The following is a 16,268-nucleotide window of genomic DNA, read 5'->3' as shown; positions in this document are numbered from 1 at the left end:
GTCCATTAGTGCGGGACCCCGAGATACGCGTCGATCACATCCTGGTTCGACTGCACCTCCTCAGGAGGTCCGTCGGCGATCTTGCGGCCGTAGTCGAGCACCACGACGCGGTCGGACAGGTCCATGACCACGCCCATGTCGTGCTCGATCAGCGCAATCGTCGTGCCGAACTGCTGGTTCACGTCGAGGATGAAGCGGCTCATGTCCTCCTTCTCCTCGAGGTTCATGCCCGCCATCGGCTCGTCGAGCAGCAAGAGCTCCGGCTCCATGGCCAGCGCGCGGGCAAGCTCCACCCGCTTCTGCAGGCCGTAGGGAAGCCGACCGACGGGCGTCTTGCGGATCGCCTGGATCTCGAGGAAGTCGATGATCTCCTCGACCTTGCGGCGATGCTCGATCTCCTCGTTCAGCGCCGGCCCCCAGTGCAGGCACTGCCAGAAGAAGTTCTTGTTCATCTTCAGGCCGCGGCCGGTCATGATGTTGTCGAGCGTCGTCATGCCCTTGAACAGCGCCACGTTCTGGAACGTGCGGGCGATGCCCTGGCTTGCCGCCTCGTAGGGCTTCATCTTCCGCCGGACCTGGCCGCGCCAGGTGATCGTCCCCTCCTGGGGATGGTAGAAGCCGTTGATGACGTTGAGCATCGACGTCTTGCCGGCGCCGTTCGGCCCGATGATCGCCCTCACCTCTCCCTTGAGGATATCGAAGGAGATGTTGGTGATCGCCTTCACGCCGCCGAAGGACAACGAGACGTTGTCGACGCGCAGAAGGACTTCGCCCTTGGCAAGGCCGGAATGCCCGGCCATGCCGGCGGGATCGACAAAGGCGTTCATTCTGCCGCCTCCCTGAGGCCGCTGCCTGCGGCCGGATAGGTCTGCATGTCGCGGATCTCGACGGTGGCCTCGATCGCGCCCTTGCGGCCGTCCTCGAAGGTGACCTCGGTGCGCACATGCTTGTTGGTGGAACCGTCGTAGAGCGCCTCGATCAGCGGGGCGTAGCGGTCGGCGATGAAGGAGCGGCGGACCTTCTGCGTGCGCGTCAGCTCGCCGTCGTCGGCGTCGAGCTCCTTGTGCAGAACCAGGAAGCGCTTGATCTGCGCGCCCGCCATCATCGGCTCGTTCGCAAGATCGCGGTTCACCTCGTCGACATGGCTGCGAACCATCTCGTAGACCTGCGGATGCGCCGCCAGCTCCTGATAGGAGGCATAGTTGACGTTGTTGCGCTCGGCCCACGATCCCACGGCGGTCAGGTCGATATTGACGAAGACGCCGCAGAAATCGCGACCATCGCCGAAGGCCACGACCTCCTTCACGTTGGGATAGAACTTCAGCTTGTTCTCGATGTATTTCGGCGCGAACAGCGAGCCGTCGGTGAGCTTGCCCACGTCCTTGGCACGGTCGATAATCTTGAGATGTCCGTTGTCGGCGATGAAGCCCGCATCGCCCGTCAGCACCCAGCCGTCCTCGGTCTTGGTGGTGCGGGTGGCTTCCTCGTTCTTGTAGTAGCCGACGAAGACGCCCGGCGAGCGGTAGAGCACCTCGCCGTTCTCGGCGATCTTGATCTCGACGTCCGGCGCCGGCATGCCGACCGTGTCGCCGAAAATCTCGCCGTCCGGCTGCATGGTGATGTAGACGCTAGCTTCCGTCTGGCCGTAGAGCTGCTTCAGGTTGAGGCCGAGCGAGCGGTAGAAGCGGAAGATCTCCGGGCCGATCGCCTCGCCGGCAGTGTAGCCGACGCGCAGACGGGTAAAGCCCATCTGGTTCTTCAACGGTCCATAGACCATGAATTCGCCGAGCTGGTAGAGCAGCCGGTCGACCAGCGACACCTTCTCGCCGTTGAGGATCGGCTCGCCGACCCGGCGCGCCAGCGCCATGAAGCTGTCGAACATCTTCTTCTTGAGCCGCCCGGCATCTTCCATCCGGACCATGATCAGGGTCAGAAGACCCTCGAAGACACGCGGCGGGGCGAAGAAATAGGTCGGGGCGATCTCGCGCCGGTCGGACAGGACCGTGTCGAGGTTTTCCGGGCAATTGACGCAATAGCCGGCGAGATAGGCCTGGGCGAGCGAGAACACGTGGTCGCCGATCCAGGCCATCGGCAGATAGGCGATGGTCTCCTCGGTCTCGTTCAGCTTGTCGAAGGCGTTGCCGTTGCGTGCCGAGATGACGAGGTTGTCGAAGGACAGCATCACGCCCTTCGGCCGTCCGGTGGTGCCGGAGGTGTAGAGCATGACCGCAAGGTCGGCGCCCTTCGTCGCGGCGATGCCCGCGAGCCAAGCCTTTTCGCGCGCCCCGTCCGTGGCGAGAGCGGCGCGGCCGTTCACCTGCAGCTGCTCGAAGGAATGAAGCCGGGTGTGGTCGTAGTCGCGCAGGCCCCGCGGATCGTCGTAGACGATATGCTCGAGCTTGGGCAGCTGCTCCGACATGGACAGCAGCTTGTCGACCTGCTCCTGGTCCTCGACGCAGGCGAAGCGCACCTCCGCATGCTCCAGGACATACGCCATCTCTTCGGCGACGGAGTCCGAGTAGAGCGGAACCGGCACGCCGCCGAGCGACTGCGCCGCAACCATCGACCAGTAGAGCCTCGGCCGATTGGCACCGATGATGGCGATCTTGTCGCCGGGCCTGAAGCCGGTGTCCTGGAGGCCGATCGCGAAGCTGCGGATTTCCTCCAGCACCTGCGACCAGGTCCAAGTCTGCCAGATTCCGAGATCCTTCTCGCGCATGGATGGCCGGTCGGCAAAGACACGGGCATTGCGCAGAAGAATTTTCGGAAAGGTGTCCTCGTCGAGGCGCTCGACGACGGGCGACCCTGCCATGCGTTTCTTCCCCTCTGGACGCCCCGTTTTCGGGGTCGTTCGTTTCAGCGTTGCCGGGACACGGTCGGCCCCTGCGGCGGCAACCCCTTCTCTCTTGTTGGAGACTCGGCACGGGTTGACGCGGATTTCCGCTTAAAGGCAACGCTAGGGCCCCAGCGTTGCGCCAGTATGTGCCAATTGCAACGAATTGTTTCAGAGACGAGGAAGACCCGGTATCGACGAGAAACGATATCGACAGGCGCGGCGGGCCGGATAAACTCGCCCCATGACACGCCGCGACCTGTATCGCGAGCGGCTCGACCTGCTGCAGGCGGCGCTCGATCACATCAACCAGGGGTTCTCCGTCTTCGACGCGGACCTGCGCCTCGTCGCGTGGAACCGCCAGCTGTTCTCGATGCTGGAGTTTCCCTGGCACCTCGCCCGTCGCGGCACGCATCTGTCCGCCTTCCTGGAGGTGAACGCAGCACGCGGCGAATACGGTCCGGGCGATGTCAGCGACATCGTTGCCCGGCGCGTTGAGCGAGCGAAACTGTTCGAGCCGCACACATTCGAGCGGGTGCGCCCGGATGGTCAGGTGGTGATGGTGACCGGAGCGCCGCTCCCCGAAGGCGGCTTCGTCACGACCTATACCGACATCACCCGCGAGCGGCAGCACCAGGCCTCGCTGGAGCGCACCGTCGCCGAGCGCACGCACCAGCTGCGCCAGAGCGAGGACTGGCTGCGGCTGGTCACGGAAAACATCCCCGCGCTGGTCGCCTATATCAGCCCCGGCCCGATCTACCGCTTCGCCAACCGTCGCTATGCCAAGTGGTTCGACCAGACGGTGGAATCCATCGCCGGCAGACATGTCGGCGACGTGCTCGGCCCCGAGCTCTACTCCAGGCTCGAGCCGCATATCGAGAAGGCCTTCCAGGGCCAGGCGGTTTCCTATGAGTATTCCCGCACCCGGCCGACCGGGGTGGTCGCGCACATGCGCTCCACCCTCATCCCCGACCGCACGCTGGACGGGCGGGTGCTCGGCTGCTTCGTGCTGTCGCTGGATGCGACCGAGCAGAAGCGCAGCGAGGCGGCGCTTGCCCAGGCCCAGCGCATGGAGGCGGTCGGCCAGCTGACCGGCGGGCTCGCCCACGACTTCAACAACCTGCTGACGATCATCATCGGCAATGTGCTGGCGCTGCGGCGCAAGGTCGACATTCCGGCGATGCCCGACCTTGCAATGCATCTCGACCCGGTTCACCAGGCCGCCCAGCGCGGCGCCGACCTGACCCGGCGTCTGCTGGCCTTCGCCCGGGGCGATGCCTCCGACGTGCGGCCGCTGCGGCTCGCCCCCCTGACGGCGAATGTGGAAGGGTTGCTCGCGGGCTCGCTGCCGAAGTCGGTGGAGCTTGCGCTCGATCTGGCTGCCTGCGACGCCATCGTGCGCGTCGACCCGGCCGAGTTCGAGAACGCGCTGGTCAACCTGGTTCTCAACGCCCGCGATGCCATGCCGTCCGGCGGCACCATCGCCATCTCGCTCACCTGCGCCGATCTCACCCGGGCGGACGCCGACCGCTTCGGCGTCGCGCCGGGACCGCATGCCCTGCTGGAAGTGCGCGACAATGGCGAGGGCATGAGCGAGGAGGTGCGCCGCCAGGCCTTCGACCCGTTCTTCTCCACCAAGCCTTTCGGGACGGGCAGCGGCCTCGGCCTGCCGACCGTCTATGGCTGCGTGCGGCGCAGTGGCGGCGGCATCCTGATCGACAGCACCCCCGGCGAAGGCACGGCGATCCGCCTCGCCTTCCCGATGATCGACGCGGAACCCGGTCCGCACGACAGCGCGGAAGGCGAGCCGGCCACCAACGGCAACGGGGAACTGGTGCTGGTGGTCGACGACGACACCGACGTCGCCGACGTGGTGCGCGATCAGCTCTGCGCCCTCGGCTATTCGGTGCTGGTGACCGGCAGCACGGACGACGCGCTCGACCTTGTCCGCGACGTCGAGGACATCCGCGCGGTGATCAGCGACATCGTCATGCCGGGCCAGACGAACGGCATCGCGCTTGTTGCCGAGCTAAGAAAACGGCGGCCGGGTCTTCCGGTTGCGCTGATGACCGGTTACCGTCAGGGGCCGACACGGGAGGCTCAGGCACCGGATTGCCCTGTGCTGCCGAAACCCTTTTCCAGCCGCCTGCTTGCCCGGACCATGAACGAGATACTTGCTTCATGAACCATCCCGACCCGATCCAGGGCAGAGACGTCGCCGCCGGCACGGACCCGCTCGTCTTCATCATCGAGGACGAGGCGGACATCCGCAGCCTGCTGGCCGAGACGCTCTCCACCTACCGGTTCCGCACGGAAGTCTTCGCGACCGCCGATGCGGCCCTGATCGGCATCGGCCAGCGCATGCCCTCCGCGATCATCCTCGACCTCGGCCTGCCCGACATGGACGGAATGGAGATGATCAACCGGGTGCGCGCGCGCGGGCCCGTGCCGATCCTCGTGCTCTCCGCCCGCGCACATGCCTCCGACCGGATCATGGGACTGGAATTCGGCGCCGACGACTATGTGGTGAAGCCGTTCGACCCGCGCGAGATCGTCGCGCGGGTGCGCTCGCTGCTGCGCCGCGCCGCGCCGGCGGCAACAAGCACCAGCGAGAGCGGCGAGCGGGTGCCGCGGGAGTTTGCGCGTTTCGAGAACTGGCGGTTCGAGCCGCAGAGCCACCGCCTCGTCGATCCGGACGGCGAGGAGACGTTCCTGTCTACCAGCGAAGCGGCGATCCTGACGGCCCTGCTGAAGGCCCCTCGCCGCGTGCTCAGCCGCGACTACCTGCTGGAGCATGGCGGGCGCGACGACACGCTCGACCGGGCCATCGACGTGCGCATCTCGCGGATCCGCAAGAAGCTGACCCGCCCCGACACGCCGACCCTCATCCGCACCGTCTACGGGTCGGGCTACATGCTGACCGCGCAGGTGGACTGGGTGTCAGGCTAAGGGACGGGCCGCATCTTCAATGACAGTGATAAGGCTGGGAACCGGCGTGGCAACACTGACCACGCGGGCTGTCCTTGCGACATCCACCGCCATGGGCGCTGGCGTTGACCGTTGCAAACGCAACACTCATCAGAACGCAAACCAGAAAATACATCGTCTTCATTTCAAAATCCCCCTAATCGATAAAAAACAAATCTATATTCGAACCAAAAAATATTCAAATAAATTACCTACAGCCCATCACAACCATAAGATTTATTAGAGAATTAGAAGATTTATAATAATAATTCGCACACGAAATAGGAAAGAAGCGCACTGTTAGATCTTTTCGTTCGCAAAGCTGGCCGGCGGAACCAAAATCTGCGCGTCCGAGCACAACCGAAAACGAACACGGCCGCCCGAAAGCGGCCGTGACCTGATTTTTCAAAAACGCGATAGCAACGATCCCAGCGTGTGTCCTACTCAGCCGCAAGCCGGGCACTACGCCCCTCGCGGAACGCAGCAAGCAACTCGGGCAGGCGCGCCTCCGCCTCGTGCATCGAGGCTTCCCGGACCGGGCCGAAGCCGCGGATCGAGCGCGGGAAGGCGAGCAGCGCCTGCGCCGCAGCCGCGTTGCCGGCATCCAGCGTACCCGCCACCTCGTCAACGATCCGCTCGTACTCGTCGCGCAACCGGCGCTCGCGCTTCCGCTCCTGTGTGCGTCCGAACACATCGAACGCGCCGCCGCGCAGGCCCTTCATGCGGGCAAGCAGGCGGAAGAGCGGCATCATCCAGGGGCCGAAGCGGCGCTTGGCCGGACGCCCAGTCCGCTTGTCGGTGCGCGACAGCAGCGGCGGGGCGAGATGGAACTCCAGCTTCTGGAAGCTCTCGAAGGTCTCAGAAAGCTGCCGCTTGAAGCTGTCGCCGGTGAAGAGCCGGGCGACCTCGTATTCATCCTTGATCGCCATCAGGCGGAACAGCTCGCGCGCCACCGTCTCGCGGATCTCCTCGCCGGACGCGCCAAGACGGCTTGCCGCCTGCGACAGGCGCGCGATGCGCTCGCTGTAGCGCGCCGCATAGGCCGCGTCCTGGTAGTCGGCGAGGAAGGCGGCACGGCGCGCGACCATCTCCTCGACGCTTTCCGACAAGCGCCGGTGCTCGAGTTGGTCGGGACGCGACTTCGCCGCCCGCACCACCGCCTCCGGATCCACCGCCGCGACCCGCCCCCAGGCAAAGGCGGACAGGTTCATCTCCACCGACACCTTGTTGAGGCGGATCGCCTCTTCCAGAGCCTCGCGGGTCAGCGGCAAGGCACCGAGCTGCCAGCCGAAGCCGAGCAGGAACATGTTGGCGGCAATCGCATCGCCAAAGAGTTCGGTGGCAAGCTCCGTCGCATCGACGAAGCGGGCGCGGTCAGGCCCTGCCGCCTCACTGAGTGCCGCCACCAGGCGCCGGCCGGGAAGGCTGAAGTCGGGATTGCGGGCAAAGTCGCCCGGCAGGGTCTCGTGGGTGTTGATCACCGCGAAGCTCCGTCCCGGCGTCATCGCCGAGAGGATCTTGGCTGAGCCGGCAACGACGATATCGCAGCCAAGCACCAGATCCGCCGAGCCGGGGCCGACGCGGATCGCCGAGATGTCCTCGGGCCGCGGCGCCAGCTTGAGGTGGCTGATCACCGCCCCGCCCTTCTGGGCAAGGCCGGCCATGTCGATGATGCCGCAGCCGAGCCCGTCGAGATGGGCGGCCATGCCGATCACCGCGCCGATGGTGACGACGCCGGTGCCGCCGACGCCGGTGATCATCACCGAATGCATGCCGGTGAGCGGAGCGATCTGCGGCTCTGCGACCTGCGGCGCCGCCGGCGGCATCACCGCACGGCCCTTCAGAACGCCGCCGCGCACGCTGACGAAGGAGGGGCAGAAGCCCTTCACGCAGGAGAAGTCCTTGTTGCAGGACGACTGGTCGATCATCCGCTTGCGGCCCCACTCGGTCTCGACCGGCTGGATGGCAACGCAGTTGGACTGCACGCCGCAATCGCCGCAGCCCTCGCAGACCAGCTCGTTGACCACCACCCGCTCGTCCGGATCCGGGAAGAGACCACGCTTGCGCCGACGCCGCTTCTCGGCGGCGCAGGTCTGGTCGTAGATCAGAACGGTGAGCCCCGGTTCGCCGGCCAGCTCCCGCTCCACCTCGATCAGCTCGTCGCGGTGATGGATCGCCGTGCCGGACGGCCAGGCGGTCGCCGGGGGATACTTGCCCGGCTCGTCGGTGACGATGACGATCCGCCGCGCACCTTCCGCCGCGACCTGCCGGGCGATCTCGTCGACGCGCAGGCCGCCGTCATGGGACTGGCCACCGGTCATCGCCACGGCGTCGTTGTAGAGGATCTTGTAGGTGATGTTGACGCCGGCCGCCTTGGCAGCGCGGATCGCCAGCGCGCCGGAATGGTTGTAGGTGCCGTCGCCGAGATTCTGGAAGACGTGGCCGGTGCGCGAGAAATGCGCCTCGCCGACCCAGTTGGCGCCCTCGCCGCCCATCTGGGTATAGCCTTCCGTGTTCCGGTCCATCCACTGGACCATGTAGTGGCAACCGATGCCAGCATAGGCGCGGCTGCCCTCGGGAACGCGGGTCGAGGAATTGTGCGGACAGCCGGCGCAGAAATATGGGCTGCGCACGGCAACGTCCCGCGTCGCGGCCAGACGCAGGGCGCGCTCTTCAAGATCGCCGAGCCGGGCGGAAAGCGCATCGGACGTACGCCGCCGTGCCACCCGCCGGCCGATCTCGCGGGCGATCTGGATCGGCTCCAGCGCGCCGGGGGCGCGGAACAGCACGGCCCCCTCCTCGTCCGCCTTGCCGATCACCGCCGGGGCGTCGGTCATGCCGTAGAGGATTTCCTTGACCTGCGGCTCGATCAGCCCGCGCTTTTCCTCCACCACGATGAGCAGCTCGAGGCCCTTGGCGAAATCGCGCAGACGGCCCGGCGACAACGGCCAGGGGCAGCCGATCTTCAGGAAGGCGACCCCGAGATCCGCGGCCGCCACCTCGTCGATGCCAAGCAGGTCCAGCCCCTCCAGCACGTCGAGATAGCTCTTGCCGGTGGAGACGATCCCGACCACCGGCTGGCGACCGCCCGACAGCACCACCCGGTCGAGCGGGTTGGCGGCGATGAAGGCCTTGGCCGCCGGCAGCTTGACCTCGTGCAGGCGCGCTTCCTGCACCAGCGGATGATCGGACGGGCGGATATGCACGCCATCCGGCGGGAAGGGAAAGTCCGGAAGCACCGGCAGGACCCGGTCGAGCCGCCCGTCGATGGTCGCGGTCGATTCGACATTGTCCTTGACCAGCTTCAGGCCGGCCCAGATGCCGGCATAGCGCGACAGGGCCCAGCCATAGAGACCGAAATCGAGGATCTCCTGGGCGCCGGCGGGATTGAGGATCGGCATCATCGCATCGACCAGCGCGAATTCCGACTGGTGGGCGGTGGTCGAGCTCTCGCAAGTGTGATCGTCGCCCATCAGCGCCAGCACGCCGCCATGGCGCGAGGTGCCTGCGAGATTGGCGTGGCGGAAGGCATCGCCGGACCGATCGACGCCCGGCCCCTTGCCGTACCAGATGCCGAAGACACCGTCGTATTTGCCCTCGCCGCGCATTTCCGCCTGCTGGGTGCCCCAAAGCGCGGTAGCTGCCAGGTCCTCGTTGATCGCCGGCGAGAACACGACATCCTGCGGGGCAAGCAGCCGCGCAGCCTTCTGGAACTGCTGGTCGAGGGCGCCGAGCGGCGACCCGCGATAGCCGGTGACATAACCGCCGGTGTTGAGCCCGGCGCGGCGGTCCCGCTCCTTCTGCATCAGCACCAGACGGATCAGCGCCTGGGTGCCGGAGATGAAGATGCGCTCTCTCGAAAGGTCGAACTTGTCGTCGAGCGAGACCGTATTGCGTGCCATGTAAACTCCCTCCCTGCGGCCGCCTATGCGTGCGTCCGCTTCGCCAAGGTTCTTTCCCAACCACTGGCGTCGTCAAATGAAATCCGCAACCGCGCCTCGCAAAGACCGTCCCGCAGGCCGCAGCTTCACACCCTGACTTGGGTCATTCGGCGCCTCAGGTCGCACTTGCCGCAACGTCCGTTCCCCAACATGCTGCGGCGATGCGGCCGAGGCGATTTTGCCTGCAACCGGCGCAGCATTGCTTTTGCAACGGGCGCAAAGCTGCTAAGCAAACGCCCATCGTCATATGGGGAAGCGGGCTGGAACGGCGAATACGTCGACGCCCCGCTGGGGGAACTACCGGAGAAGGTCTGTGATGAAACTCGAGAACGCGCGCCGCCAAACGCGCGACTGGGAGTGAGCCCGTGCGTGCGCTCGCCCTGATCGTCCGCATCATCAGCGGTATCAACGCGCTGGTCGGGAACGTGTTTTCCTGGCTGTCGCTGGCCATCGTCGCCGTCTGTTTCACCGTCGTGGTACAGCGTTACGTCTTCGCGATCAGCTATGTCTGGATGCAGGACCTGTACGTCTGGCTCAACGGTGCGATGTTCACGGCCGTCGCGGGATTCGCCCTGCTGCGCAACGACCATGTCCGCGTCGACATCTTCTACCGGCCCGCCAGCACCCGCCGCAAGGCGGTGGTCGACCTGATCGGCGTCTTCCTGTTCCTGCTGCCCTTCACCTATGTGGTGACGAATTACGGCTGGAGCTTCGTCTCCCGTTCCTGGCGCCTGCACGAGGCCTCGGCCAATGTCGGCGGCATGCCGGGACTGTTCATCCTGAAGTCCTTCATCATCGCCTTCGCCGTGCTGCTCGCCCTGCAGGGCATCGCCATGGCCGCCCGCGCCGTGCTGGTGCTTGCGGACCGCGAAGACCTTCTGCCGCCGCATCTGCGCTACGAGACCGTTGCCGCATCCACTGGGGAGGCTGAGGCCTGATGGATCCCGTTCTTCTCGGAGAGCTCCTCGCCGGGCTCATGTTCTTCGGCATTATCGGCTTCCTGCTGCTCGGCTTCCCGGTCGCCTTCACGCTTTCGGGCGTGTCGCTGCTGTTCGGCCTCGTCGGCATGTGGTTCGGCGTCTTCGACCCGTCCAACTTCGGCAGCCTCGCCAACCGCTATATCGGCTACATGACCAACGAGGTCCTGGTCGCCGTGCCGCTGTTCATCTTCATGGGCGTGATGCTGGAGCGGTCCAAGATCGCCGAGCAGCTGCTGCTGACCATGGGCAAGCTGTTCGGCAACCTGCGTGGCGGTCTCGGCATGTCGGTGATCGTGGTGGGCGCACTGCTGGCCGCCTCGACCGGCGTCGTCGGTGCGACCGTCGTCACCATGGGCCTGATCTCGCTGCCGGCGATGCTGCGCGCCAACTACGATCCACGCCTTGCCACCGGCGTCATCTGCGCCTCCGGCACCCTCGGCCAGATCATCCCGCCCTCGACGGTGCTGATCTTCATGGGCGACATGCTGTCGGGCATCAACGCCCAGGTACAGATGTCCAAGGGCAATTTCGCCCCGACCCCGGTCTCGGTCGGCGACCTGTTCGCCGGCGCCCTGCTGCCGGGCCTGCTGCTGGTCGGCCTTTACCTCGGCTGGACGATCTTCAAGGCGATCTTCGATCCCGAATCCTGCCCGGCAACGCCGGTGCCACCGGAAGAGAAGGCCCACCTGTTCCGCGAGGTGCTGACCGCCCTCCTGCCGCCGCTGATGCTGATCCTTGCCGTGCTCGGCTCCATCCTCGGCGGTGTTGCCACCCCGACGGAAGCAGCGTCCGTCGGTGCAGTCGGCGCGCTGGTGCTCGCCGCCCTGCGTTGGCGCCTGTCCTTCTCGATCCTCCGGGAAACCGCGATCGCGACGGCGACCATTACCTGCATGGTGTTCATCATCCTGTTCGGCGCGGCCGTGTTCTCCATCGTTTTCCGCCTGATGGGCGGCGACAACCTGGTGCACGAATTCCTGTCGAACCTGCCCGGCGGCACACTGGCGGCCGTGGCGGTGGTGATGTTCATCATGTTCCTGCTGGGCTTCATCCTCGACACGTTCGAGATCATCTTCATCGTGATCCCGATCACCGCGCCGATCCTTCTGGCGCTGGACGTCGATCCGGTCTGGCTCGGCATCATCGTCGGAGTGAACCTTCAGACCTCGTTCCTGACGCCGCCCTTCGGCTTCGCGCTGTTCTACCTGCGAGGCGTCGCACCGCACTCGGTGTCGACGGCGATGATCTACAAGGGCGTGCTGCCCTTCGTCTGCCTGCAGGTGCTGGCCATCGCGATCCTGTTCATGTTCCCGGAAATCGCGACCTGGCTGCCCAAGGCGATCTACAACTGAGGAATGGGCGCCGCCTTGAAAGGCGGCGCCGGTCCGCTCGCCTGTTCGGGCGAAATACCTTCCGAGACCAACAAAAAACCCCGGCCTCGCGGCCGGGGTTTTCTCGTTTCGGACGGGCCGCGCGAAGGCGGGCCCGTCCGGGATGTCGCATCAGATCTTGAAGTAGGCCTTGCGCGCCTCAATGAAGGCACCGTCGGTGCCCTCGGTGCGGGTGCGCAGGATGTTGAGCGACTCGATGAAGCTCTCGGTGGTCTTCTTGACCAGAGCGTCGTCGGAATCGCGCAGACCGTTCAGGATCTCGATGGCAGCCTTGGCGCCGGCTTCCATGATGTCGTCCGGGAACTGGCGGACATTGACGCCATGATCGTCGACGAGCGTCTTCAGCGCGCGCGGATCGTTGGCGTAGAAGTCCGAAGCGACCTGGTCGTACTCGGCCTGGCAGACGTCGCGGACGATCGCCTGCAGGTCGGCCGGCAGGGCCTGGAACTTGGACTTGTTGACGACCAACTCGGTGGCGAGGCCCGGCTCGACGAAGCTCGGGAAGTAGTAGTTCTTCGCCACCTGGTAGAAGCCGAGGGCCAGGTCGTTGTACGGGCCGACGAACTCCGCCGCGTCCAGCGTACCGGACTGCAGGGCCTGGAAGATCTCGCCGCCGGCCATGTTGGTGACGGTGGCGCCGAGCTTCTCCCACACGCGGCCGCCGAGGCCCGGGGTACGGAAACGCAGGCCCTTGACGGACTCAAGGCTCGTCAGCTCGTTGCGGAACCAGCCGCCCGCCTGGGTGCCGGTGTCGCCGGACAGGAAGCCCTGCACGCCGAACTGGTCGTAGATCTCGTCCCAGAGTTCCTGGCCGCCCATGAAGCGCACCCAGGCGGTGAGCTCACGCGAGGTCATGCCGTAGGGCACGCCGGTGAAGAACGACAGGGCCGGGCTCTTGTTCTGCCAGTAGTAGGCGGCGCCGTGGCTCATCTCGGCCGAACCGTCGATGACCGCGTCGAGCGACTGGAGCGGCGGAACCAGCTCGCCGGCCGAATAGACCTGGATGGTCAGACGGCCGCCGGACGCGGCGGTGATGCGATCGGCCAGACGCTGCGCGCCGACACCCAGGCCCGGGAAATTCTTCGGCCAGGTGGTGACCATGCGCCAGGTCTGGTTGCCCTGCGCGATGGCCGGAGCGGCGAGCGTCGCGGCACCGGCGCCAACGCCGGCAAGGCCGGCCTTCTTGATGAATGAACGGCGATCCATGCGGTCCCTCCCTTGGGATTTTGCCGAGATGCCGAGTTCCTCGCCCGGTCTCTCGAACTCGTGTCGGCAACCGGGGTTGCCAGACGTTGCCAAGCGCCCTTCTCCTAAAGGCACTTTGACAGCGATATAAACCGCATATGCCATTGGGACACAAGGCCGACCGGTACAACTGCGCGAATTTTCACCACGCCCGCAAACGCCGGCAAACTCCCGTCGAAGGCCCGGCAAACGGACCTGTACGAACAAGGCCGATGGTGGACAAGCGCGCGCCTTTCGCTAATCTCGCGAAGCATGACCGGCGACCCCGCGGCCGTTCTCCGGGCTTGCGGTTGCACCGCGCGCGACCAGACCCATCCGCAGCCCCTCTCGGAGCTTTTCAGGAGCCCACATGTCCGCCCCCGTTGTTCTCGTCAACTGCGACGTGAAGGAACTCGACGGCTATGCCTGGCATGCCGCCCCCTCGACCTATCTGGAGGCCCTGGTGCAGGGTGCCGGCGCCCTGCCGTTGCTGCTGCCCTCCATGGGCCCGGCAATCGACCTCGATGCGGTGCTCGACCGTGTCGACGGCGTGCTGCTGACCGGCTCGCGCTCCAACGTGCATCCCACGCTCTACGGCGCCGAGGCGCACGAGAAGGACGGCCCCTTCGACAGCCGCCGCGACACGACCACCCTGCCGCTGATTCGCCGCGCCGTTGCCCGCGCCATGCCGGTCTTCGCCATCTGCCGCGGGTTGCAGGAGCTGAATGTCGCGCTCGGCGGCACTCTTGTCAGCGAAGTCCAGGAGATGGACGGCCGCCGCGATCACCGCGCGCCGGAGGCCGACAGCCAGGACGCCCGCTTCGCGCTGGCGCATCACGTGGAGATAGTTCCCGGCGGCAAGCTTGCGGCCGTGCTCGGCGATGCCCGCATCGACGTCAATTCCCTGCACCGGCAGGCGATCGGCCGGCTGGCTCCCGGCCTGACGGTCGAGGCGACCGCCGACGATGGCACCATCGAGGCGGTTTCCATCGACGGCGCCGCCGGCTTTGCGCTCGCCACCCAGTGGCACCCGGAATACTGGGTCGGCAGCGATGCCGCGTCCTCGCGCCTGTTCGCCGCCTTCGGTGCGGCCTTGCGGGAAGTCCGAGGCGCCCGGCAGGCCGCCGAATAGCGGCAGCAACCGGCATCAAAGATACGAAGAAAGGCCCATCACCATGTCAGGCGGCAACGACCACCACGGTCACCATCACCACGATCACGACCATGATCACCATCATGACCACGACCACGGCTCGCACCTGTCGGAGACGGATGCACGGGTGCGCGCGCTGGAATCGATCCTGATCGAGAAGGGGTATGTCGATCCGGCGGCCCTCGACGTGCTGATCGAGACCTACGAGACGCAGGTCGGCCCGCACAATGGCGCCCGTGTGGTGGCAAAGGCCTGGAGCGATCCGCAATTCCGCGACTGGCTGATGCGCGATGCCACGGCCGCCATCCACTCGCTCGGCTATATCGGCCGTCAGGGCGAGCACATGGTCGCGGTGGAGAACACGGCCGACGAACACAACATGGTCGTCTGCACCCTGTGCTCCTGCTACCCGTGGCCGGTGCTCGGCCTGCCGCCGGTCTGGTACAAATCCGCCCCCTATCGCGCCAAGGCGGTCCGCGATCCGCGGGGCGTGCTGGCGGATTTCGGCGTCTCCCTGCCCGGCGACACGCAGATCCGCGTCTGGGATTCCACCGCGGAGATCCGTTACCTCGTGCTCCCGCGGCGCCCGGAAGGCACCGAGGGCTGGAGCGAGGAAGAGCTCGCGCGCCTCGTCACCCGGGACAGCATGATCGGCACCGGGCTCGCCCTGACCCCGGCCGAGCTTCAGGAGCAGAACGCATGAACGGCGCACAGGACCTCGGAGGCATGATGGGCTTCGGCGCGGTGGTGCCGGAGCCGGTGAAGCCGCTGTTCCATGCGGACTGGGAGCCGCGCGCCTTCGCCCTGACCCTGGCCATGGGCGCGACCGGCGAGTGGAACATCGACATGTCCCGCCGCGCGCGGGAAAGCATGGAGCCGGGCCGCTACCTGACCTCCAGCTACTATCAGATCTGGCTGTCTGCGCTGGAAAGCCTGCTTGCCGAACGCGGCCTTGTCGAACCCGAGGAGATCGCCGCCGGCCGCAGCCTGCACCAGTCCCGCCCCGTCAAGCGGGTACTGGCCGCCGGAGACGTCGCCGCCGTTCTGGCCCGTGGCGGACCCAGTGATCGCGAGAGCGATGCCCCTGCCGGCTTCGCCGTCGGCGACCGGGTGAGGGCCCGCAACATGCACCCGACCGGCCACACCCGCATCCCGCGTTATTGCCGCGGGCGCGTCGGCGTGATCGAGGCCGTGCACGGCGTCCATGTCTTCCCCGACGTGAGTTCGACCGGGACCGGCGAGCAGCCGACCTGGCTTTACGGCGTCGTCTTCGACGGACCGGAGTTGTGGGGGGAAGGGACCGACCCTTCGCTCAAGGTGCGTATCGACCTGTGGGAGCCCTATCTTGAAGCCCTTTGAAACAACGGCCGGGGCGTCCCCGCTGCCGCCGCTGGAAAACCTGCCGCAACACGGCGGCGAGCCGGTGTTCCGCGAGCCCTGGGAGGCGCGGGCCTTCGCGCTCGCCGTGGAGCTGAACGGCCGCGGCGTCTTCACCTGGACCGAGTGGGCGGAAACCCTGTCGCAGGCGATCCGCGATGCTCAGTCGCGCGGCGATCCCGATTGCGGCGACAACTACTATGAGCACTGGCTGGTCGCGCTCGAAACCATGATCACGCGCAAGGCGTTGACCTCCACCGAGCGGATCGACGCGAGGCGGGACGCCTGGCTACGCGCAGCGGCCGCCACGCCGCATGGCGAGGCGATCGAGCTCGGCCGCGACGGGATGCCGGTCCCGCCCGCCTAAGCGACCCTGCCCCTCGGTCATATCTCAGTATTTCTTGC

12 protein-coding genes are annotated in these 16,268 nt (G+C 66.3%); 8 read left to right on the top strand and 4 right to left on the bottom strand.

Annotated elements, in window-relative coordinates:
* Window positions 1-5: 5 nt before the first annotated feature.
* Both BBX35_RS08370 and BBX35_RS08365 read right to left on the bottom strand, forming a co-directional pair.
* The gene (locus BBX35_RS08370; RefSeq protein ID WP_067218561.1) at window positions 6-827 is read right to left on the bottom strand and encodes an ABC transporter ATP-binding protein; all 822 of its coding nucleotides are present in this window, start codon (window positions 825-827) and stop codon (window positions 6-8) included.
* Window positions 824-2,812, bottom strand: a complete 1,989-nt coding sequence (locus tag BBX35_RS08365) for an AMP-binding protein (RefSeq protein WP_067218558.1) — start codon at window positions 2,810-2,812, stop codon at window positions 824-826. The genes BBX35_RS08370 and BBX35_RS08365 overlap by 4 nt, the downstream gene beginning before the upstream one ends.
* A 265-nt stretch (window positions 2,813-3,077) precedes the next feature.
* Between BBX35_RS08365 and BBX35_RS08360 the strand changes: the two genes are divergently transcribed.
* Window positions 3,078-5,018, top strand: a complete 1,941-nt coding sequence (locus BBX35_RS08360; RefSeq protein ID WP_067218557.1) for a PAS-domain containing protein — start codon at window positions 3,078-3,080, stop codon at window positions 5,016-5,018.
* Window positions 5,015-5,782: a response regulator transcription factor gene (locus tag BBX35_RS08355; protein ID WP_067218554.1), complete on the top strand. Its 768-nt coding sequence runs from the start codon at window positions 5,015-5,017 to the stop codon at window positions 5,780-5,782. Before BBX35_RS08360 ends, BBX35_RS08355 begins: the two co-directional genes overlap by 4 nt.
* Window positions 5,783-6,240: 458 nt before the next feature.
* Here BBX35_RS08355 and BBX35_RS08350 read toward each other — a convergent pair whose 3' ends face one another.
* Window positions 6,241-9,702, bottom strand: coding sequence for an indolepyruvate ferredoxin oxidoreductase family protein (locus BBX35_RS08350; RefSeq protein ID WP_067218551.1), 3,462 nt, complete (start codon window positions 9,700-9,702; stop codon window positions 6,241-6,243).
* Between the two features lie 404 nt (window positions 9,703-10,106).
* Between BBX35_RS08350 and BBX35_RS08345 the strand changes: the two genes are divergently transcribed.
* Together BBX35_RS08345 and BBX35_RS08340 are read left to right on the top strand one after the other, a co-directional pair.
* Window positions 10,107-10,679 carry a TRAP transporter small permease subunit gene (locus BBX35_RS08345; protein ID WP_067218548.1) on the top strand — a complete coding sequence of 191 codons (573 nt, stop codon included), beginning with the start codon at window positions 10,107-10,109 and terminating at the stop codon, window positions 10,677-10,679.
* Complete coding sequence (locus BBX35_RS08340) at window positions 10,679-12,070, top strand: TRAP transporter large permease (protein ID WP_067218546.1); 1,392 nt, start codon at window positions 10,679-10,681, stop codon at window positions 12,068-12,070. Before BBX35_RS08345 ends, BBX35_RS08340 begins: the two co-directional genes overlap by 1 nt.
* Before the next feature lie 150 nt (window positions 12,071-12,220).
* Here BBX35_RS08340 and BBX35_RS08335 read toward each other — a convergent pair whose 3' ends face one another.
* Window positions 12,221-13,315 carry a TRAP transporter substrate-binding protein gene (locus tag BBX35_RS08335; RefSeq protein ID WP_067218544.1) on the bottom strand — a complete coding sequence of 365 codons (1,095 nt, stop codon included), beginning with the start codon at window positions 13,313-13,315 and terminating at the stop codon, window positions 12,221-12,223.
* Window positions 13,316-13,703: 388 nt separating this feature from the next.
* Here BBX35_RS08335 and BBX35_RS08330 point away from each other — a divergent pair, with 388 nt between their 5' ends.
* From BBX35_RS08330 to BBX35_RS08315, 4 genes are read left to right on the top strand one after another with little or no spacing between them, the layout of a single operon-like run.
* The gene (locus tag BBX35_RS08330; RefSeq protein ID WP_067218542.1) at window positions 13,704-14,465 is read left to right on the top strand and encodes a gamma-glutamyl-gamma-aminobutyrate hydrolase family protein; all 762 of its coding nucleotides are present in this window, start codon (window positions 13,704-13,706) and stop codon (window positions 14,463-14,465) included.
* 43 nt (window positions 14,466-14,508) lie between these two features.
* Window positions 14,509-15,189, top strand: coding sequence for a nitrile hydratase subunit alpha (gene nthA / locus BBX35_RS08325; protein ID WP_067218539.1), 681 nt, complete (start codon window positions 14,509-14,511; stop codon window positions 15,187-15,189).
* The gene (gene nthB, locus BBX35_RS08320) at window positions 15,186-15,845 is read left to right on the top strand and encodes a nitrile hydratase subunit beta (RefSeq protein WP_067218536.1); all 660 of its coding nucleotides are present in this window, start codon (window positions 15,186-15,188) and stop codon (window positions 15,843-15,845) included. The genes nthA and nthB overlap by 4 nt, the downstream gene beginning before the upstream one ends.
* Window positions 15,832-16,230: a nitrile hydratase accessory protein gene (locus tag BBX35_RS08315; RefSeq protein WP_067218534.1), complete on the top strand. Its 399-nt coding sequence runs from the start codon at window positions 15,832-15,834 to the stop codon at window positions 16,228-16,230. Before nthB ends, BBX35_RS08315 begins: the two co-directional genes overlap by 14 nt.
* Window positions 16,231-16,268 lie beyond the last annotated feature (38 nt).

This window comes from Stappia indica, from assembly GCF_001696535.1.
GTDB lineage: Bacteria > Pseudomonadota > Alphaproteobacteria > Rhizobiales > Stappiaceae > Stappia > Stappia indica.
Note: the sequence above shows the minus strand (reverse complement) of the source record. Positions and strands in the feature narration are given on the sequence as shown.